Annotated in this window: 19 protein-coding genes; 17 read left to right on the plus strand and 2 right to left on the minus strand. The window is 63.7% G+C overall.

What is annotated here, in order from left to right; genetic code table 11:
* Positions 1-6: 6 nt before the first annotated feature.
* Genes B1526_RS06660 through B1526_RS06725 form a run of 14 tightly spaced genes read left to right on the plus strand, consistent with a single transcriptional unit; the run spans position 7 to position 11,617 of the window.
* Positions 7-2,970 (plus strand): tape measure protein, encoded by a 2,964-nt coding sequence (locus B1526_RS06660; RefSeq protein WP_095615292.1) that lies wholly within the window; start codon positions 7-9, stop codon positions 2,968-2,970.
* A complete protein-coding gene (locus B1526_RS06665) occupies positions 2,967-3,698 on the plus strand; it encodes a phage tail family protein (RefSeq protein ID WP_095615293.1) in 732 nt (243 codons plus the stop codon). The genes B1526_RS06660 and B1526_RS06665 overlap by 4 nt, the downstream gene beginning before the upstream one ends.
* Position 3,699: 1 nt before the next feature.
* A complete protein-coding gene (locus tag B1526_RS06670) occupies positions 3,700-4,818 on the plus strand; it encodes a hypothetical protein (RefSeq protein ID WP_095615294.1) in 1,119 nt (372 codons plus the stop codon).
* Positions 4,818-6,005 (plus strand): SGNH/GDSL hydrolase family protein, encoded by a 1,188-nt coding sequence (locus tag B1526_RS06675; protein ID WP_095615295.1) that lies wholly within the window; start codon positions 4,818-4,820, stop codon positions 6,003-6,005. Before B1526_RS06670 ends, B1526_RS06675 begins: the two co-directional genes overlap by 1 nt.
* 1 nt (position 6,006) lies before the next feature.
* Positions 6,007-6,369 carry a hypothetical protein gene (locus tag B1526_RS06680; protein ID WP_095615296.1) on the plus strand — a complete coding sequence of 121 codons (363 nt, stop codon included), beginning with the start codon at positions 6,007-6,009 and terminating at the stop codon, positions 6,367-6,369.
* 13 nt (positions 6,370-6,382) lie between these two features.
* Positions 6,383-7,618 (plus strand): GDSL-type esterase/lipase family protein, encoded by a 1,236-nt coding sequence (locus B1526_RS06685; protein WP_095615297.1) that lies wholly within the window; start codon positions 6,383-6,385, stop codon positions 7,616-7,618.
* Positions 7,619-7,632: 14 nt separating this feature from the next.
* On the plus strand, positions 7,633-8,070 hold the full coding sequence (locus tag B1526_RS06690) for a hypothetical protein (RefSeq protein WP_095615298.1): 438 nt from the start codon (positions 7,633-7,635) through the stop codon (positions 8,068-8,070).
* A complete protein-coding gene (locus B1526_RS06695) occupies positions 8,070-8,384 on the plus strand; it encodes a hypothetical protein (RefSeq protein ID WP_095615299.1) in 315 nt (104 codons plus the stop codon). Before B1526_RS06690 ends, B1526_RS06695 begins: the two co-directional genes overlap by 1 nt.
* Positions 8,381-8,911, plus strand: coding sequence for a hypothetical protein (locus B1526_RS06700; protein ID WP_095615300.1), 531 nt, complete (start codon positions 8,381-8,383; stop codon positions 8,909-8,911). The genes B1526_RS06695 and B1526_RS06700 overlap by 4 nt, the downstream gene beginning before the upstream one ends.
* Positions 8,908-9,408, plus strand: coding sequence for a hypothetical protein (locus B1526_RS06705; RefSeq protein WP_133088503.1), 501 nt, complete (start codon positions 8,908-8,910; stop codon positions 9,406-9,408). Before B1526_RS06700 ends, B1526_RS06705 begins: the two co-directional genes overlap by 4 nt.
* Before the next feature lie 28 nt (positions 9,409-9,436).
* Positions 9,437-9,919, plus strand: coding sequence for a hypothetical protein (locus tag B1526_RS08990; RefSeq protein ID WP_133088505.1), 483 nt, complete (start codon positions 9,437-9,439; stop codon positions 9,917-9,919).
* Between the two features lie 46 nt (positions 9,920-9,965).
* The gene (locus B1526_RS06715) at positions 9,966-10,436 is read left to right on the plus strand and encodes a hypothetical protein (protein ID WP_095615303.1); all 471 of its coding nucleotides are present in this window, start codon (positions 9,966-9,968) and stop codon (positions 10,434-10,436) included.
* A 49-nt stretch (positions 10,437-10,485) separates the two neighbouring features.
* Positions 10,486-11,328, plus strand: a complete 843-nt coding sequence (locus B1526_RS06720; RefSeq protein WP_095615304.1) for an N-acetylmuramoyl-L-alanine amidase — start codon at positions 10,486-10,488, stop codon at positions 11,326-11,328.
* A 4-nt stretch (positions 11,329-11,332) separates the two neighbouring features.
* Positions 11,333-11,617 carry a hypothetical protein gene (locus tag B1526_RS06725; protein ID WP_095615305.1) on the plus strand — a complete coding sequence of 95 codons (285 nt, stop codon included), beginning with the start codon at positions 11,333-11,335 and terminating at the stop codon, positions 11,615-11,617.
* A gap of 393 nt (positions 11,618-12,010) precedes the next feature.
* Here B1526_RS06725 and B1526_RS06730 read toward each other — a convergent pair whose 3' ends face one another.
* Both B1526_RS06730 and B1526_RS06735 read right to left on the minus strand, forming a co-directional pair.
* Complete coding sequence (locus B1526_RS06730) at positions 12,011-12,307, minus strand: hypothetical protein (protein WP_095615306.1); 297 nt, start codon at positions 12,305-12,307, stop codon at positions 12,011-12,013.
* A 174-nt stretch (positions 12,308-12,481) separates the two neighbouring features.
* Positions 12,482-13,558, minus strand: a complete 1,077-nt coding sequence (locus tag B1526_RS06735) for an alpha/beta hydrolase (protein ID WP_235607088.1) — start codon at positions 13,556-13,558, stop codon at positions 12,482-12,484.
* A 159-nt stretch (positions 13,559-13,717) separates the two neighbouring features.
* On the opposite strand from B1526_RS06735, the gene B1526_RS06740 reads away from it, so the two are divergent.
* From B1526_RS06740 to B1526_RS06750, 3 genes are all read left to right on the plus strand, one after another.
* Positions 13,718-14,842, plus strand: a complete 1,125-nt coding sequence (locus B1526_RS06740) for a YeiH family protein (RefSeq protein ID WP_164470456.1) — start codon at positions 13,718-13,720, stop codon at positions 14,840-14,842.
* Between the two features lie 258 nt (positions 14,843-15,100).
* The gene (locus tag B1526_RS06745) at positions 15,101-16,450 is read left to right on the plus strand and encodes a uracil-xanthine permease family protein (protein ID WP_407641013.1); all 1,350 of its coding nucleotides are present in this window, start codon (positions 15,101-15,103) and stop codon (positions 16,448-16,450) included.
* A gap of 236 nt (positions 16,451-16,686) precedes the next feature.
* Positions 16,687-18,594 carry a DEAD/DEAH box helicase gene (locus B1526_RS06750; protein WP_095615308.1) on the plus strand — a complete coding sequence of 636 codons (1,908 nt, stop codon included), beginning with the start codon at positions 16,687-16,689 and terminating at the stop codon, positions 18,592-18,594.
* The last annotated feature ends 24 nt before the right edge of the window (positions 18,595-18,618 follow it).

Here is an 18,618-nt window from a genome sequence, read left to right on the forward strand (position 1 = left end):
TGACCCATGGCAGAGGAACTGGGAACCGGCTACATCATCATCAGCCCCAGCACCAAAGGCCTGGGCAAAGCCATCGAAGGGCAGATCGACCAGTCCACCGCCGCCGGCGTACGCAAATCCGGCCGCACCATCGTCAGCAACCTCGGCACGGCATTCAAAAAAGTAGGACAGGTCGGCCTCGGCGCCATCACAGCCGTCGGCGGCGGCCTGACCGCATTGGCCGCCAAAGGCGGCTTCGACCGTGCGCTCAACATCGAACGCGCCCAGACCAAACTCAAAGCCCTCGGCCACGACACCAAAAGCGTCGACGGCATCATGAACGACGCGCTCGCTTCTGTCAAGGGCACGGCGTTCGGTCTGGGTGACGCGGCCAGTGTCGCCGCCGGTCTGGTCGCCTCCGGCGTCAAACAGGGAGAGCAGCTCAAGGGTGTGCTCACCACGGTCGGGGACACCGCGCAGGTCGCCGGCGTGGAGTTCAGCCAGATGGGCACGATCTTCGGCAAGGTCGCCGCCACCGGCAAGCTGCAGGGCGATGAGATGCTCCAGCTCATGGAGGCCGGCATCCCGGTATTGCAGTATCTGGCCGACCATTACAAGGTGACCGCGGCCGAGGCGCAGAAGATGGTATCCGACGGCAAGGTCAGTTTCGCTGACTTCGAAGCCGCGATGCGTGAGCATCTGGGCGGCGCCGCCAAATCAGCCGGCGACAGTTTCGACGGCATGTTCGCCAACCTCAAGGCCGCGTTCAGCCGTGCCGGCGAGAAGTTCGCCACCCCGCTCATCGGGGCCTTGACCGAATTGGGCAACAAGGCCATCCCCGTGGTCGACCAGCTCGCCAACGGCATCGGTACCCTCGCCGACAAGTTCGGACAGCATCTGGACAAGGCCGTCGACATGGCCGGCCAATGGATCGACACGTTCAGCGGCAAATTGGATTCCGGACAGACGAGCGTTACGGGCATGCTGCACCAACTGGGATTGCTCGCCGGGGGATTCGGCGCCCTGACCTTGGTCGGTGGCAACGTCGACGGCATCCTCGGTGTGTTCGACCAGTTGGGCGGCGCCATCGAAAGCGGTGGCAAGACCATCGGCCGTGGCGCGTCCGGCATGGTGTCGGGCGTCAGGAAGGTGTTCGATGGAGCCAAGGGCGCCGCCAAGGACGGGTGGGCCGCCATCCAACTGGTCGTCGAAGGACTGGACCTCAAAAAGACCGCGACCACCAAGCTCGCCGGCCTCGCGTTCGCCTTCGAGAACAATCCCGTGGTCATCGCGGTATCCACGGTCGCCGGGGCCATCAAGGACAAGGCTGGGCGTCTGTCCGGCGCGGTGGGTGGCGCGCTCGGGAAAACGGTCAACTGGGCGAAATCGGGGTTGTCCAATATCGCGGCGGCGTTCGGTAACAATCCCGTCATCGCATCCATAGGAGGGTTCTTCCAGAAGGTCGGCGGTAAGATCAGTGGGTCGTTGCATGTCGTGACCGATGTGTTCGGCACGTGGGCCAGTGGCATCGGGTCGAAGCTCGGTGCCGGGTTCCAGACCGTGTTCGGCAAGGTCGGCTCGCTCGTCGGCGGATTCTTCAAACCCGGCAATTTCATGAAGTTCATCGGCATCGGCGGCATCATCGCCGCATTGCTCGCTGGCCTTGGCTCGCTCGACACCGCGATGTTCGGCCAGATTCAGTCGATGATCGACAAGGCGGCTTCGGAAGGACCGGCGCTCATCTCGAGATTCGCGCAGTCCATCACCGCCAGCCTGCCGCGGCTGATCGAGACCGGCGGCCAGATGGTGCGGCAGGTCATCGATGCGGTCACGCTCAACCTGCCGGGCCTGATCTCCCTGGGCGCGACCATCGTCTTCCAACTGTTGCAGGGGCTCGGCCAGCAGCTGCCCACGCTCATCCCGTCCGCGGTGCAGATGGTCAGCACACTGCTCCAGGCCCTCATCGCCCAGATGCCGCTCATCCTGCAGGGCGGCATGCAGCTGCTGCAGGGCTTGGTGACCGGCATCATCAACGCGCTGCCCACGCTCATCGAGATGATCCCCACCCTGATCACCACGTTCATCAACGGCGTCATCACGAGCCTGCCGATGATATTGGAGACGGGGACGCAACTGCTCACCGCATTGGTCGAAGGCATCGTGGCGTGCATCCCGCAGCTCGTGGCGATGCTCCCGCAGATCATCGACGCCACTGTGTCCACACTGCTCAACAACCTGCCACGCATCCTCGAAGCGGGCATGCAACTGCTCATGGCCCTGATCAACGGGCTCGTGCAGGCGATTCCGCAGCTCGTGGCGATGCTCCCACAGATCATCGCCTCGATTGTGAACACGTTGGCGAACAACCTGCCGGCGATCATCAACGCCGGCGTGCAGATCCTCATCGCGCTCATCAACGGGCTCGTGCAGGCGATCCCGCAGCTCATCGGCGCAATTCCACAGATCATCTCCAGCATCAAGGACGCGTTCGCCAATGTGGACTGGGGATCGATCGGTCTGAACATCATCACCGGCATCAAGGACGGCCTGACCGGCGCGGCCGGCCAACTGTGGGATGCGGCGAAAAACATAGCCAAGAACGCATGGGACGGCGTGAAGAACTTCCTGGGCATCAATTCCCCGTCCCGCCTGTTCCGCGACACCGTCGGCAAACAGATCGCCGCGGGCATGGTGGTCGGCATGCACCAAGGCGAGGGCGACGTGTCAGCCGCTGGCACCGATCTGGCCAAGGCGTCCCTGCCGGACATGGACGCCATCCTCGGCCGGACCGCGTCCGACATGGCGCACGGCATACGCAGACAGGCGAAGCAGACATATGCGCGGAACGGTTCCACCAAAGCCGGCACATCGTACCACGGCGGGGACACCACCAACCGCACATACAACATCTACGCGAACGACCCCGACCTCGTGGTCGCCAAGATCGACGCGCGCGAGACACGGGCCAACGCCGGATGGGGAGGTGAATGATGCGCATTACTATCACCGCACCTGACGACACGATCGTCATGGACGGCGACGGCAGCCTCGACCACGACCTGACCATCCTCAAGGACGGCGTCAGCGGCTGGTATTCCACGCCGGCCGTGCGTGAAGCCGGCCTGGACAGGCCGCAACAGGACGGATGCTACTGGCCATCGCGCCTGACCCAACCCGGACGCACCGTCAGCATCCACGTGCTCGAACACGCCATCTCCAGCGTACAGGCCGCGCTCATGAGCCAACGCCTGTGCGCCCTCATGGGCCACGCGCTGACCCTGACCGTCGAGGACCAGCTTGGCGCACGCACCTGCACATGCTGGCTCGCCGACGATCCGGCCGCCGGCATGCTCGTCACACAGGCCGCGTTCGAATGCACCCTCGTGCTCTACTGCCCCGACCCATACAAATACGGCGAATGGATCTGGCAAACCCCGCAATCCGGGCGGCTCCACCTCGCCAACCTCGGCACCGCGCCCACATGGATCCGGTTCCGCGCCAGATCGCATATCACGACGTTGTATGCCGTGTGGGATGACGCGGAGATCGAGTGGTCCGGCGACGCGACGGCGCTCACTCTGGATACGCGGGACATGATCCCCTCATCCGGTCAGGTCACGGTCGATTGGGCGCTGCCCGTCCAGCCGGGATCCACATCGATCACGATCCAGACGAACTGCTCGACGCTCGACGTCGGCATCCGACCAGCATGGAGGTGACATGAGCCTGCTCGATCTGGATCCATGCACTGTGCACGCCTATCGGATCACGGACGGCGAGCACTTGTACCGTCTGCCATACTCGTCGGCGCAGTGGCAGGAGAGCATCAAACAGCCGGGATCCATGAGCGTGACTGTGCCGCTGAGCCGCGAGGCCAAACGGCTCGATTTGTGGTCGACGCTGCGCCCGTGGAAGTGCATGCTCGCATTGCAGCGCGGCCGGTCCGTGATCCACGCCGGCCCATTGACTGACCTGCAGTGGGACGCGAAATCGCGCTCGCTGGGCCTGACATGCGGCGGGGGCATGACGCTGCTGACGAAACGTTTGGTGCTCAATCGTGCGCTCAAAAACGGGTGGCGTGACGGCACGGTCATTGTAGACGAGGAGCATCCGGCCGCGAACATGACGCTCGCATGGCGGCGCACCCAATGGTGGGCGGTCGCATGCCGCCTCATCCTCGAGACGAAGCAATGGGCGGACCTGCCCATCGACCTGCCGGACATCAATGTGAGCGGCGACAGGCAACGAACCTATTTCAGTTGGGACCTGGCGACGGTCGCCGACCGTATCTCGGACCTGATGAATCTGGAGGGCGGCCCCGAACTCGCATTCGACCCATACCTGAGCGCGGACGGGCATCTGCGCTATCGGCTGCGCGCAGGCGACCCGGAATTGATCACGGCGACGCACCGGTGGGACACGGCGTTGCCGGACAGCCGGGTCGACCTCACGTCGGTATCCGGCAGTGGCGCGGCCCTGACGAACCAGGTGTGGGCTACCGGTGGCAAGGACTCCGATAAGACGCTCATGTGCCGCCGCACCGCGCAACCATTGCCCGGATACCCGCTCATGCAAAGCTCGAACACGGCGCACACGACGGTCGAGCGTCTCTCGACGTTGCAGCAGCACGCGACCGGGCAGCTCGCCGCCGGTGCATGGCCAGACGAGACATTCACACTCTCCGTGGGTGAGGAGTGGGACGTGCGCGTCGGCGATCACGCCATCACACGCTTCGTCGACGACTATTTGGGTGATCAGACGCTCGAACTCAAGATCACCGACGTCTCAGGTGACACGGGATCGGATTTGCTCACCGTCACATGCAAGGAGGTCGCCTGATGCCAACCGCAGGGCCAAGCAACGCGCCGCTTTTACGCTCGGGTGCGCGCGCCGGCAGCATCATCGTCTGGATCGGCGGCCCCATCACCGCCGGCGGTGGTGCGGGCAGTGACGCGGACCGGATGAGCACCCTCGCCAGCGCGCAGCTCGGGCTCACCGAAAAAAACTACGCGACAGTAAATGCGAAAGTGAGCGACGGGCTCGTGACCCGCTGCTATGCGGCCCGAGACGACACAAGCTACAATCACGCCGATGTGGCGTATGTGGTGCTCGCCGGTGGCCTCGAGGATCCGGTCAGCGCGCTCCAGGCCGTCATCTACAAATCCAAGGACGCGGTCAACCAGTGCCACAAGGCGTTTCCGAGCGCGCGGATCGTGTGGGCGGCCAGCCCCGGGAGCCTCGCCGGCATGGACGACGCGAAGCTTGCCGACACGAGCACGGTCACTGCGGCGATCCTCGGCCAAGCCCGCGCCACCGATAGCCTCGCCATCAACCTGCGCACCGTGCTCGGTGTGGACACGAGCCTGCAAGCCGCAGGCATCCTACCCAACGCGGCCGGGCACGAACGACTGGCCGAGGCGATCGTCGACGCGATCCGCGACGACCAAGGCCAACCCATCGACCAGCCCATCACACCTACCCGCAGCTACTCGAGCGGCCTGACCGATTGGGCCAGCCGGCAAGTCGAAGCCACCCGCAAGCGTGAAGCCGAAAAACGCGAGGCGAACCGGCCCACGGGCACAGAGCTCGGCGGGGTCACGCAGAAACTCGACGAGCTCACCCAACAGCAGGGCGTGCAGCAGGTCCTGCTCGAACAGCAGCAGGACGAGCTGGATGAACACCAGCAAGAGCTCGAGGCGCAGCAGCAGAAGCTGCAGAGCCAACAAAACCAGCTCACCAAACACCAATCCGAACTCGAATCACAGCAGAAGAGCCTCAAGGCGGCGCAGGACGCGATCAAACAGGCGCAGGACCAGCTCAAGAAGATCGTGGGCGACCAAGGCGACCAGGTCAACAATCTGCAGGCGGTGTCCAACCGACTCACCCAAGTCACAAACGACCTGCAAGCCGCGACAAGCCGATTGCAGACCATCGAAAACACAGTCAACTCGAATCTGCGCATCCGCGTCACCTACATCGAGACATGGCTCGAACACAATACCGAATTCCACCCATGGGGAGGCTGACATGAGCGTCATAGGAAGCAAGGTGGGACGGCTCGACATCCGTCTCGTGCGCGGAGACTCGCAGCGCGTGGGCGGCAGGTGGCGACGGCACAACCGTCGCACCGGCCAGATCACACCGGTTGACCTGACCGGGTGGGGCGGCACGCTCGAGCTGCGCTCGCCCGACGGCGGCGAGCAATGGTATGCGCAATCGTGCCAGACGATGAGCACGGACGGATGCGCGATAGCAGACATCCCCGCAACCGCCCTCACCGCGCCTGTGTGGGCGGTGCGGCGCAGCGGCCAATGGAAAATCAGCGTCACCAACACCGCCACCGGCACGCGCAAGACCATCGCGTGGGGCTACTGGACACTAAGCGCCTAAGGAGACAACAAGCATGACCGATCAGATCGTGGACCTCACCGAGGGCGTCATGCCCGGACCCCGCGGCCCACAAGGACTACGCGGCCCACAAGGACTGCCCGGCGTCAACGCCGTACCATCCGACACGGCGGTCGCCGGATACATCGACGCGGACGAATCCGAGACATGGGCCGCGCTCGCGGCGCGTGACGAATGCCGCATCATCATGCTCGGCGACAGCTGGACGCAGTATTATGACCAGCTGCTATCAAAGACACTCGCCGAGCGGCTGCCGGCGAAGTGGGTCAAAAACTATGGCGTGCACGGCGCGGGCATCAGAAGCATCACCACCAATCAGGTCCCGCTCGCCAAGGCGGATTCGACCGCGCGGCATCCGACGCATATCGTCGTCGTCGCCGGCATCAACGGCATCATGCACACGCAAGGCAGTTATGAGGACATGACCGACAATTCGTCGGCGATGGTCTCCGCGATTCGCGCCGCATGGCCAGGCGTGCCCATCCATTTTTGGCCCGACATGGCCCGGTGCCCCAACAATGGGCATAACAGCTTGTATGAGGCGCTGTTGCTCAATCTGACCGCGTGGGGCGTGAGCGTGCACGCTGAGAGCCTGTGGATGCCGATGCGCTCCGATTTCGCGGCCTATAGGGCCGACGACACGGATCCGATACAGAATATCGCGCATTTGACACGTGCAGGCTATACGGACCTCGCCGGGCTGATCGCCGCTGGGCTGCGCGGCCAGACGATCGCGGACCTGTGCTCGGTCGGCTACACGGTGACGTTGCAGCCGTTCGGCGAGGATGATTTCCCCGCGCCCGAGGAGCCGCAGGACAACACACTCATCGCGTCGACCAAAACCTGCCGTATGCTCGTCGCGTCCGGCATGGTATCGATGAGCCTGGAACTGTCCGGCCTGTCGACCGCGGGGAGCCTGACCACGGGCATGCGGTATCTCAACATGCGGCTGATCACACCGCGTGAGCTCAACGCGGACGGCAGCGGCGCATACCAGACCGCGACGCATTACAATCCATTCCCTCCGGCGACTCCGGTCTTCGGCGACGTCATCGTCGCGGACAGCCAAAACGTGCCGGTCTATGGCGGCACGATCCGTGCATGGCGAGCGGCGGCTCAGGGCGCGACCGCGATGGAGATCGTCGTCGACAAGGGCGACACCACCTCGGCGTGGAAACCTTTCGCGAAGATTCTGACCACGCAGACATGGCCGCTCAAGCTCGGCAACTAAGGGGGGCAGCAATTATGACTCAGGTGCATATCTCGTTACGACGGTATCTGCCGGATGGCGAGTCCGCGGCCTATGGGCGTGTCCGCTGCGCGCCCGACCGGCGACGCGTCGACGACCACCGCATCATCCTGCCGATACCATTTGATGTCATCCTCGACGACAATGGCGAGGCCCTTTTTGACCTCGAGCCGACCCGTGAGCTCTTCGCGTGGCGGCTCACTGTCATCCCGGCCGAGTCGTCGAGTTTCGAGCGCACGGTCGAAGTGCCGGACAGTACCGAGACGGAGGAATTCGCCGCCCTGCTCGATGTGGACCCGGACACGCTCATCCCGCCGGCCCTCACCACAGGGCCGCTGATGCGCGTGCATTGGGCCGAGACTGAGGACGACGCATTCGCCTACTCGAGCGCGCATCCCGATGAGCTCGTCCTGTACGAGCAGGAGGGAGCATAATGACGACTCCGAGCAGCGGGCAGCTCATGCGCGTGCACCGTGCCGCCGACGAGACGGACGCGTACGCCTACTCGGCCTCGCATCCCGGCATCCTCGTGGTCTGGGCCACGGCCGAGGACGCGGGCAGCTACATCGACGGTGTCAAATGCGGCATCCCATACTATCGGCACCAATGGGTGCAGGGCATCGTCGGCGGCAGAAAAATCTGGACGCCGCCGCCTGACCTGATCACATGGTGGGAGGGTGAACCCAACAATTCGGTCAGCGTGCTCGCGATCCGCGTGCCGCACAACAACCAAGGGGAGACGATATGAGCGACCGCATCGAAATCCATAATCTGGATACCGATCCTAACGCGGTAAAACTACGCTACAAGTGGGGGTGCGCGGCGATGACACAGGACACCGAAGGGCGGTACGTCTACACGGGCAAGGGCAACTCGTACATGGGCACCTGCAGCAATCCCCAGGCAGTCCAGGTGGGCCATGTCATCGTACTGATCGCCCGGACGGACAACCCCAATTTCGCCAACTCCAATATCTGGTATGCGAATGTACTGCTCAACGAACAGGACGGCGACACGTACATCAAAGCCTCAAAGGTCACGGAAACCGGCAGGAACCACGAGATCACCATCAGCACGTGCACGAATGGTGTTACGCTCCTTGGCAGTGCGATCTACAGTCCGGAGGATTGGGAGCAGGTGCTCAGCCTGTACCAGCGTGGAGCGCTGGAATACCAGTGGTTCGATGGCGACTCGTATCTGACCGGTGGGGGGCTTCCTCTTAGCGGCCTGTATCCACATGTGGATCGCCGCATTGCTCTGGTGGTGGTCGCATGAGCAGATCAATCTATGTGTACAATCGGCTGCCGGGTCCGAAACCTGTATCGGTATCGGCGTGGGCTGTGGGGGGCGGACGGGATATCACGCGCACGCTCACGTCAGACGGCTGGCTGCAACTGACCAACAATGCAACACATGCCGACCCGTTCGTGTTCACGCGCCTCAGCCTTCCGGCCGGATCGTGGCGGTTCGGCGCGGAAATGGATGCGACGGACACCGGATATGCTTGGGGCAATCAGCTGCGGGTCATCCACCTCAACCCGGTCTACGAAATGCGGCCCACCAAATGGGATGGCACGGCGGGTCGCATCGTCACCCCGCCGAACCAGCTCGACGCGGATTCGACTGTGGAGCTCCGGATCATGGTCGGCCCGTCTGCGGGCGACACGGTGCGCGTCCGACACCTGTGTGTCATGACGGACGACGACTACCAGCTGATGCTCGCATCCAATGTGACATGGTTCGACGGAGATACGGTCGAACGCTCCACATGAACCTCACCTCCCGATGGGAGGTGGCGGTATGAGCCGGATAGAGACCGTCCGCAATCTGCAGCAGGATCCACGCTGTCTCATGCGGCGCGGCGGATGGAACTGCTCATCCTCCATTGACAACGGCAGATACCGCTACGAGGCCAACAGCGGTGCAACCGGCGCAAGCGTGAGCGCATGGCACCCCCTATCCAACCAGTATATGGCGGGTAAAGTGCTCTACGCGCGCATCACAGCGGGTCAGGCGGTCCTCGACCTTCTCGACGTGGAAAAGGCGACGACCATCGCCCGCCATGATAATTGGATCGCCGCCCGTGTCGCCGACAGCACCGTAGGCAACCACTCCATCTGGCTCATGCGCGGACCCGTCACCCTCGAAGAAGTCGGCTGCTACAGCCCGGAGGATTGGGAGCGGCTCTACGCGCTCTACCAAAAGGGCGAGATCCAGTATCCGTGGTGCGCGGGGCCACGCGACGCCACAATGGCGGGCGAGAAAGGCCCATGGGAACTTTAGTAACAGAAATAAGCGGATAGAGAGGAGGGGAGGTGATCGAAGCGACATGACCCATGTGGAAATGCTCGTCACTCTATGCGTCGCCGTCCTCGGATGCGGAGGCTTTTGGGAATGGTGGCGCGCCCGTGGTGAGAAAAAGCATGAGGCTGTGCTACGCGGCGAACTCAACGAGCTCGTCGAGACAAGCCTGCGCAACTCACAGACCATCAAGGAGCTGGCTGAGAAAATCGACCGCAACACGCAAACCCTCAATGAGACGCGCGCGTGGGAGGAGCATCACGAGGCTGAAACCCACCGGCACCGGCTCCTCGGCCTACGGCAGGCCATGATGGAGGACCCGCACGACAGGCTCAGCCACGAGCATCAGATCGAAGCAGGCCGCGAATATCTGGCGAGCGGTGGAAACGGCATCGGGCACGCACGCTTCGAACAACTGCTCGCCGACTACAAATGGCGCCTCGCACACGCCGACTGGGACTACACCCACCGTCCACCAACCACCAACACCACAGACTAGGCCACGGCACCACCGCCATGGCCTTTTTCCATATCCAGAAAGGAACATCATGAAGAACTGGGATACGCTCGAGGCAGACCTCGACCTCATTCTCGACAGGCATTTCACCGGAGGTCGCAACGGCTGCAAGATCGACAAGGTCATCTTGCACCACAACGGCGGCAACCTCAGCGGCGAGGGCTGCTATCAGGTATGGCAGACCCGTGAGGCGTCCGCCCACTACCAGGTCGACGCGAACGGCGGCGTCACACAGCTCGTATGGGATTCCGACACCGCCTGGCACGCCGGTAACTACCAGGCGAACTGCACGAGCATCGGCATCGAGCACGCCGACATCAGCACCAACCCATGGCAGATCGGCGACGCCACCCTCGACAACGGCGCGCACCTGACCGCCGCCGTCTGCAAATTCTATGGCCTCGGCCGCCCGCAATACGGCAAGAACGTCTTCTTCCACAAGGACTTCAGCCCGACCGAGTGCCCTGCGTCCATCGCCGGAAGCCAGCGAGACGCCTACATGCGCCGCGCCCAGGAATGGTACGACAAGATGACCGGCAACAAGCCGGCCGCTCCGGCAAAACCCGCAGCCAAGCCGTCCACACCCGCGAAGAAAAGCACCGAAACGGTCGCACGCGAGGTCATCGCAGGACAGTGGGGCAACGGCGACGACCGCATGAACCGTCTGCGCAAGGCGGGATACGACGCGGCCGCCGTACAGAACCGCGTCAACGCCCTGCTCGGCGCCTCCACACCAAGCCCCAACGTCGACCTCAACGCGCTCGCGGACGCGGTCATCCGCGGCGACTACGGCAACGGCGCGGAACGCCAGCGCCGCCTCGGCTCCAACTACGCGGCCGTGCAGGCCATCGTCAACCGCAGGATGGGATGGTGAGGCCATGAACGGTGAACACCTGACCGACGACGACCTCGACCGCATGTACGACGACGCGGCGAAGACAACCCAACCGTACACGCCCGTGTTCGACGCGACGGTGAGGACCGCGGTCTACGTGACATGCGCGATCGCCGGCGCGGTCCTTGCCGTGGCAGCCCCCGTGGCGGTCGCCGCGCACGCGCCCGAATGGGCGACGATCCTGCTGTCCGCGATGGCGGGAGCGATTCCCACCGTGGCAGCGGCGTTCGGCGTCGCATACAACCCCAGCCGCAACACGGACCACTGATCCACAGACAGTGCCCCGCCCTTCCGTCTCCTATGATGGAAGGGCGGGGCGCTTTTCTGTTGTGTGCCCATCGCGCATGGAGTACAATGGTCGAAAACATAGAGTGCGTTTTGTGTGCCGCACGCAACCGAGAACCGTGCAATACCGCCGATGACCACATGACATGCGAGTTCAAGTTCAATGTCTGAGCAATAGGAGCATTACGAGACACAAACGTCGTCATTCCGACGGTCCGCGGATTGAGGACCGTTGGAATGACGACGTTGTCGCCTATGTGCCGCAGTGGTATGCCGGGACATGCGAATGCCGCGCCATCCTCGGGGGATGGCGCGGCATTCGCGTTGTCGGTGTCGCGGGTGGCGCTCCGGTTGTCCGGCGCCGCCCGCGGGATGGTCACTCGGCCTGTTCGCCGCCGGCCTTGATGCCGGTACCGTCACCGCTCGGCTCCTGCGCCGGCGGGAAGGGGTTGCTCGGCTCCGCAGGCTGCGGTGTCTCGTTCGACTTCGTTGCGCCGGCCTTCGTCTCCTTGTCCGCACATCCGCAGGTGCCGCAGCCGCAGCCCTTCGTCTCGTCGGTCGCGTTCGCCTTGCCCTGGAAGTCGAGGTCGCCGTCCGAGGATGCCCCAGCGGTCGCGCCGCCGTTCGCCGCACCGGTGTTCATGTTGTTGGAATCTGTGTTGGTAGTAGTCATGTCGGCTGCCTTTCTTTGTTGTTGTCTTTCACTATACGGAGCGCATATGTGAGGGACATGTGCGCATACTGGCAAGAGTATGACAATGCGTTCAGGCAACAGTCAGCGTTCACGATACGAAAAATCACATGCGCGCCGACGGTACCTGTATACGTCGGCGCGCATGTGCGGGCGTCAGCGGCAGCGCGCGTAGGTGAAATCACGGATGCGCGCAAGCACGCGCACGCTTTCGTCAAGCCATGTCATACATACGGGGAACACATGGCCGAGCGTGCGTGTGGGCGGCACTTTCTCGTCGTGCAGTTCGAAATCGCGGTGCGTGAGCGCGAGTGACGTCGCGAGCGCGAGCGTCCCCGCTTCGATGAAGTCGTCGCTGCTGGTCTGCAGATACAGGGGAGGCGGTGTGACGCGTTCCACGAGGGATGCGCATCGGAGGTAGGGTGCGGCGCCGTCGAGGCCTGCGAAGAAGCGCGGGCCGAGCGTCGCCTCGAGCTGTGCGCGCACCGGAGAGGCCCCGTCGATGTCGTAGACGCCGCTGATAAGCGCACCGCCCTTGATAGGCAGACCGGACGGTGCGGTGACACCGAACGCCGCGGCGGCGTGTTCGTCGCGTTCGATTGCGATCGTCAGCAGCGCGAGGCATGCGCCGGCCGAATCACCGGTCATGAACACAGCGTCCGGGTTGACGGGGAAGCGCGTCATGTTGCCGCGGATCCACCGCAGCGCATCCTGGATGTCCGCGAGCTGACCGCGCAGGTCGGTCTGTGGCGCGGGGCGGTAGTTGAGGGAGAAGACGGCGAAGCCTTGCGCGGCGAGATGCGCGCAGAAGTTGCGGTTGAGTTCCTTGTACCCGTAGCAGAAGCCGCCGCCGTGGATGTCGATGTACACCGGCAGCGCCGTGCCTCCGCTAACGATTGCAGTATGGGGGAGGCAGACGTCAAGGAGGTGGCCGCGGATCTGGCCGTGCGCGCGGTCGTAGCCACCGTCGGCGCGATAGGGGACGTCGGTGATGACGTCGATGGATTCGGGGTCGTGCCAGTAAGCGGCGCGTGGATAGTCGAATATGGCGGTGTCAAGCCGTGAACGGCGTATTTTCGCCGCTTGTTCGGCGTGTACGGACCTCAGGTCGTCGTCGATCTCGGTCCAATAGCGCGCGATCGGCGCGATGGCGCAGTCAAGGTCGTCAGGCTCCATCGTGAGTGGGTCGATATCGAGGAGGGTGAGTGAATAGGGCGTTGACATCGTATTCATTGTTTTCGTCCTTTCCCTGTTTTTGACCATACTTTTTCCATTATCGCACAGTTTCGGCGATATTCCAACGTTTTTTCGACTTCTGCACAACGGATGCACCATTCGCCCATGACGCAATCGGACGTCGTTCGTTGGATGTGCGCGGTACAAATGGAAGACATGAAAGCATTCTGTGAGAAATGGGGCAAGAGGATTGCCACCAAGGAGATGTTGCTCATCGTCGTCGTCACGCTCGCCGCGACCATCATCGGCATGTTCGCGGCGCGGTTGCCGGGTCTCAAGATCCTGGGCGCGCTCATCATCGCGCTGCTCATCGGCATGGTCGTCCAATTCCCGATCAGGGCATGGTACACGAAGGGCGACACGGCAAGGCAGGCGGGCGTCAAGGACGCCGCGGGCCTCATCGCGAACAAGTTCCTGCGCTTGGGCATCATCCTGCTCGGCTTCAAGCTCAATCTGCAGCTGCTGTTCACGACGGGCGCGAAATGCCTTCCGCTTGCCGTCGTCATCGTCTCCGTCACTGTCCTGATCACGTATGGCATCTGCCGCTGGATGGGTGTCGATCCACTCATGGCGATCCTTGTGTCATGCGGCACCGGCATATGCGGCGCGGCCGCCGTCATGGGCGTCTCCGGCTCGATCAAGGTCTCGCCCAAGCGCGAGGAGGAGAAGGAGAACGATGAGGTCACCGCGATCGCGATCGTCGCGATCATGGGCACGATTTTCGCACTGCTGGAGATCGCCGTGCTGCCGCTCTTCGGCCTCACGCAGGCGCAGGAGGGCTTCGTCGCGGGTGGCTCGCTCCATGAGATCGCGCACGCGGTCGCCGCGGGCGAAGGCCTCAACAACGAGCGGCTCGCCGCGCAGCAGGGTGTCGTGGACGCGGCCACGATGGCGAACATCATGAAACTTTCGCGCGTGCTCATGCTCGTCTTCGTCGCGATCATCGTCGCAATCTGGTGGGACAAGAAGCACAGCGAGGTCCCCGCGGACGGCGGCAAGCGCAAGGTCGCGTTCCCCTGGTTCATGCTCGGCTTCATCGCGACCGCCGCGGTCGGCACGCTCATGCTCAAGGTGTGGCCGGTGACGGCCGGCTTCGTCAATGTGCTCGGCAACGACGTCGCGAAGATCTTCCTCGGCATGGCGATGGCCGCGCTCGGCATCAACGTCAACTTCAAGGCGCTCAAGAAGGGCGTCAAGCCCTTCGTCGCCTCGCTCATCGCTTCGGTCATCCTCGTCGCGCTGTGCATCGGCCTGGCGCTGCTGTTCTTCCCCGCGAAGTGACGGCATCCGCCGGCTCCGTTCCCCGGCTGCGTTCCCCAGTGTCGCCCGATTCCTGTCATGGGATCGGGCGACGCCCGTTTTCGCCCATGGCGAACCGTGTGCGCATTGACATGATGATTGTGACGTCACATCGACCTTTCGTGACATCGGGGCCCTACAATGACGATGGCGTCCGCGCGGGGTCACCTGTGGCAGGACGCAGGAGGGCAGTCCCGAGAAGTCAAGGAGACCGTTATGACCAATCTTTCGATGGCCGGCATGTTCCGCTGGAAACTGCACGGCGATGGCAAGACGCTCGGACCGGGCGAAGTCGTCGAGCCGAACGAACGCCTCACGTGGCCGCGTACGATCGAGATCGGCGCGCAGCATGTCGTCGCGATGTTCGGCGCGACGTTCCTCGTGCCGATCCTCACCCATTTCGACCCGTCGACGACGCTGTTCTTCACCGCGTTCTCGACGGCGCTCTTCCTGCTCATCAACAGGAACATCCTGCCGTCCTACCTCGGCTCCTCCTTCGGTTTCATCGCGCCGATCACAGCCGTCTACAGCGCCGGCAAGGGCATCGCCGTCGCAAGCTTCGGCATCCTGTGCACGGGTCTGCTGCTCGCGCTCATCGGCGTCGCCGTGCAGCTCGCCGGGGCCGTATGGATCGACCGCATCATGCCGCCTGTCGTCAACGGCGCGATCGTCGCGATCATCGGCTTCAACCTCGCGCCGACCGTGTGGACGAACTTCCAGACGGCGCCGGACACGGCCCTCGTGACATTGTTCGCCGTCATCCTCGTCGCCGTGCTGTTCAAGGGCCTGCTTGGCCGCCTCAACATCCTCATCGGCGTCCTCATCGGATACGCGTACGCCTGCTTCAGGGGACAGGTCGATTTCGCGGCGATCAACGAGGCGTCCTGGCTCGGTTTCCCGCGTTTCCATCTGCCGCACGTCGATTTCTCGGTGCTGCCGATGTTCCTGCCGGTCGTCCTCGTGCTCATCGCCGAGAACGTCGGCCACGTCAAGTCGGTCGCGGCGATGACCGGTCACGACTATGACAACCAGATCGGCACCGCGCTCATCGCCGATGGCCTCGGCACGACGGTCGCCGGTTTCGGCGGCGGCTCCGGCACGACGACGTACGGTGAGAACATCGGCGTCATGGCGGCCACGAAGGTGTATTCGACGGCCGCTTACTGGTGCGCCGCCGGCTTCGCGTTCATCCTGTCGCTGTGCCCGAAGTTCGGCGAGGTCATCAACTCGATTCCCGCCGGTGTCCTCGGTGGCGTCACGACGCTGCTGTATGGCATGATCGGCATGATCGGCGTGCAGATCTGGGTCGATAACAAGGTCGATTTCAGCAAGCCGCTCAACATCATGACCGCGTCGATCGTCATGATCATCGGCATCGCCAACTTCCAGTTCGCGATTTCCGACGTCCAGTTCAATGGCATCGCGATCGGTTCGATCGCCGTCCTTGTCCTCTACCACGGACTCAAGGCGATTGGAAGGGCGACGGGTGCGATCCCGAAGTCGTCGTCGGCGGCCACGCAGACCGACAAGCCTGCGGCGCCGTTGCCGCCCGTGCAGGAGACGCATGCGCATGACGAGTCGCCACGGTGATATCGTCATGCAGCGGCATCGTGGTGACATGACCGTGCCGATGCATGGATGACAACAGTGCACCCATGCATCCTCCGCCACGTCGGGCTCCATAAGGAACGCTCGGCGTGGCGGATCGCGTATGGGTACGCCATCCGCATGGGGCTGTAGCGGGGTGCCGTTAGAATGTTCGAGTTTGCGCACACTGCGCATCGTTTCGAACATGAAAGGCCATTGTGCCCGTATCACTTCCAGACATGAACCACGAACCCACAACCGACGACGACCGAGTCAACGACGTATACGAAGAGAACGAACAGACTTTCGCCGAACTCGGCGTCGACGGACCGATCGTCCATCTGCTCGCTGACGAAGGCAAACGTGTCGCGTTCCCGATCCAGCAGGACACACTTCCCGATTCGCTCGCAGGGCGTGACGTGCTCGGCCGCGGCCGTACCGGTTCCGGCAAGACGCTCGCGTTCGCGATCCCGCTCGTGACGCGCGTCGCCGCGTCCTTCGACGACGACCGCGAGCATGGACGCCGGGACCGACGCGGAGCGAAACCGCATCCGCGTGCCCTCGTCCTCGCACCGACGCGTGAGCTTGCGAACCAGATCAACGACGTCGTCGCGCCGCTCGCCGCGCTCTACGGCATGACGACGACGAGCATCTACGGCGGCGTACGCTACGCGCGCCAGTTCCGCGACCTCAACGACGGTGCGCAGATCGTCGTCGCATGCCCCGGACGCCTTGAGGACCTCATCGAACAAGGCGCGCTCACATTGGACGATGTGCGCGTCGTCGTGCTCGACGAAGCCGACGAGATGGCGGACATGGGATTCCTCCCGCCGATCAGGCGCATCCTCGGGCAGATCCCACGCACGGCGCAGCACATGCTGTTCTCGGCGACGCTCGACCACGGCGTCGACGCGGTCGTCGAGGAGTTCCTCAACGACCCGAAGGTGCACAGCGTCGACGAGGTGACCGACAGGGCCGACCTGATGACGCACCATGTGTTCCTGACGACGAAGGCGGACAAGAACGAACTCGTGCGCACGCTCGCGAGCGGCACAGGACGGCGCATCCTGTTCACGCGTACGAAATTCCAAGCGAAGAAACTCGCGAAGGCGCTCACGCAACAGGGTATCCCGGCGGCCGAACTGCACGGCAACCTGAGCCAGAACCAGCGTGACCGCAATCTGCAGGCCTTCGAATCGGGATCGGTCAATGTACTCGTCGCGACCGATGTCGCCGCGCGTGGCATCGACGTGAGCGGCGTCGAACTCGTCGTCCAAGTCGATCCGCCGGACGATCCAAAGTCGTTCCTGCACCGTTCGGGGCGTACGGCGCGCGCCGGCAAGGCGGGCGACGTCATCACGGTCATCACCCCCGACCAGAAACGCTATGCACGCGGCATGCTGCGGCGCGCGGGTCTGTCGGTCAAGCCGCTCGAAGTCAGGCCCGATTCGCCGCAGGTCCTTGAACTCGTCGGTGAAGTCGCGGACAAGGTCGAAGGCTGGCAGCTGCCGGAACTCGAACGCAAACGCACAGGCGGACGTCGTGGCGGCAACGCCTCGCGCCGCGACGGCTCACGGCGCGAGGCGCGCGAGTCGCGCAACGCGAAGGCCCGTCGCAACCAGCGGCGCACACGCGAACGCAACCGCGAGCTGCAGCGTGAGATCGACGCGGAACAGCGCGAATTCGCCGCGCGTTTCCTCGGCGACGTGCACAGCGTGCGCGATGACACCACGGATGCTGGCACGGCACACCGCGCACACGGTGGGGACGCGCATCGTGGGGACGCGCCGCGCAACCGCCAGGAACGCCGCGCCCGGCAGTACGGCGACGAACGTGCACGCCGCGAACGGCGTGGGGAGTGGTATGACGGCTACGGGCGCCATACGCGCCGTGGCTGGTCCGACGGACGCGCGTCGGAAGAACGGCACGGTGGCAAACGCATCCACCGCAAGGAGCAGCGCATCGTGCACGACGAACGCGGTGAGGATGCGAAACGTCATGAGCGCCGTGAGGATGCGAAACGCAGGCGTCGGTACGACAACAGTGATTTCGCGAAATCGGGCAAACGCGCGGGGTCGAAGAAGAACGGCGGCATGAAGCGCCGCGCGAAAGGCAAGCGCCGTTCCGCGCCGTTCCGCACACGCTGAGTGTTGGAAATGCGATGGGGGCCT

It is taken from the genome of Bifidobacterium criceti (assembly GCF_002286935.1).
In the GTDB taxonomy this organism is placed as follows: Bacteria; Actinomycetota; Actinomycetes; order Actinomycetales; family Bifidobacteriaceae; genus Bifidobacterium; species Bifidobacterium criceti.

What these genes read in the sequence shown, in the direction of transcription:
- B1526_RS06660 (WP_095615292.1), top strand. Translation starts at nt 7, where the DNA reads ATGGCAGAGGAACTGGGAACCGGCTACATCATCATCAGCCCCAGCACC.
- B1526_RS06665 (WP_095615293.1), top strand. Translation starts at nt 2,967, where the DNA reads ATGATGCGCATTACTATCACCGCACCTGACGACACGATCGTCATGGAC.
- B1526_RS06670 (WP_095615294.1), top strand. Translation starts at nt 3,700, where the DNA reads ATGAGCCTGCTCGATCTGGATCCATGCACTGTGCACGCCTATCGGATC.
- B1526_RS06675 (WP_095615295.1), top strand. Translation starts at nt 4,818, where the DNA reads ATGCCAACCGCAGGGCCAAGCAACGCGCCGCTTTTACGCTCGGGTGCG.
- B1526_RS06680 (WP_095615296.1), top strand. Translation starts at nt 6,007, where the DNA reads ATGAGCGTCATAGGAAGCAAGGTGGGACGGCTCGACATCCGTCTCGTG.
- B1526_RS06685 (WP_095615297.1), top strand. Translation starts at nt 6,383, where the DNA reads ATGACCGATCAGATCGTGGACCTCACCGAGGGCGTCATGCCCGGACCC.
- B1526_RS06690 (WP_095615298.1), top strand. Translation starts at nt 7,633, where the DNA reads ATGACTCAGGTGCATATCTCGTTACGACGGTATCTGCCGGATGGCGAG.
- B1526_RS06695 (WP_095615299.1), top strand. Translation starts at nt 8,070, where the DNA reads ATGACGACTCCGAGCAGCGGGCAGCTCATGCGCGTGCACCGTGCCGCC.
- B1526_RS06700 (WP_095615300.1), top strand. Translation starts at nt 8,381, where the DNA reads ATGAGCGACCGCATCGAAATCCATAATCTGGATACCGATCCTAACGCG.
- B1526_RS06705 (WP_133088503.1), top strand. Translation starts at nt 8,908, where the DNA reads ATGAGCAGATCAATCTATGTGTACAATCGGCTGCCGGGTCCGAAACCT.
- B1526_RS08990 (WP_133088505.1), top strand. Translation starts at nt 9,437, where the DNA reads ATGAGCCGGATAGAGACCGTCCGCAATCTGCAGCAGGATCCACGCTGT.
- B1526_RS06715 (WP_095615303.1), top strand. Translation starts at nt 9,966, where the DNA reads ATGACCCATGTGGAAATGCTCGTCACTCTATGCGTCGCCGTCCTCGGA.
- B1526_RS06720 (WP_095615304.1), top strand. Translation starts at nt 10,486, where the DNA reads ATGAAGAACTGGGATACGCTCGAGGCAGACCTCGACCTCATTCTCGAC.
- B1526_RS06725 (WP_095615305.1), top strand. Translation starts at nt 11,333, where the DNA reads ATGAACGGTGAACACCTGACCGACGACGACCTCGACCGCATGTACGAC.
- B1526_RS06730 (WP_095615306.1), bottom strand. Translation starts at nt 12,307, where the DNA reads ATGACTACTACCAACACAGATTCCAACAACATGAACACCGGTGCGGCG.
- B1526_RS06735 (WP_235607088.1), bottom strand. Translation starts at nt 13,558, where the DNA reads ATGAATACGATGTCAACGCCCTATTCACTCACCCTCCTCGATATCGAC.
- B1526_RS06740 (WP_164470456.1), top strand. Translation starts at nt 13,718, where the DNA reads ATGAAAGCATTCTGTGAGAAATGGGGCAAGAGGATTGCCACCAAGGAG.
- B1526_RS06745 (WP_407641013.1), top strand. Translation starts at nt 15,101, where the DNA reads ATGTTCCGCTGGAAACTGCACGGCGATGGCAAGACGCTCGGACCGGGC.
- B1526_RS06750 (WP_095615308.1), top strand. Translation starts at nt 16,687, where the DNA reads ATGAACCACGAACCCACAACCGACGACGACCGAGTCAACGACGTATAC.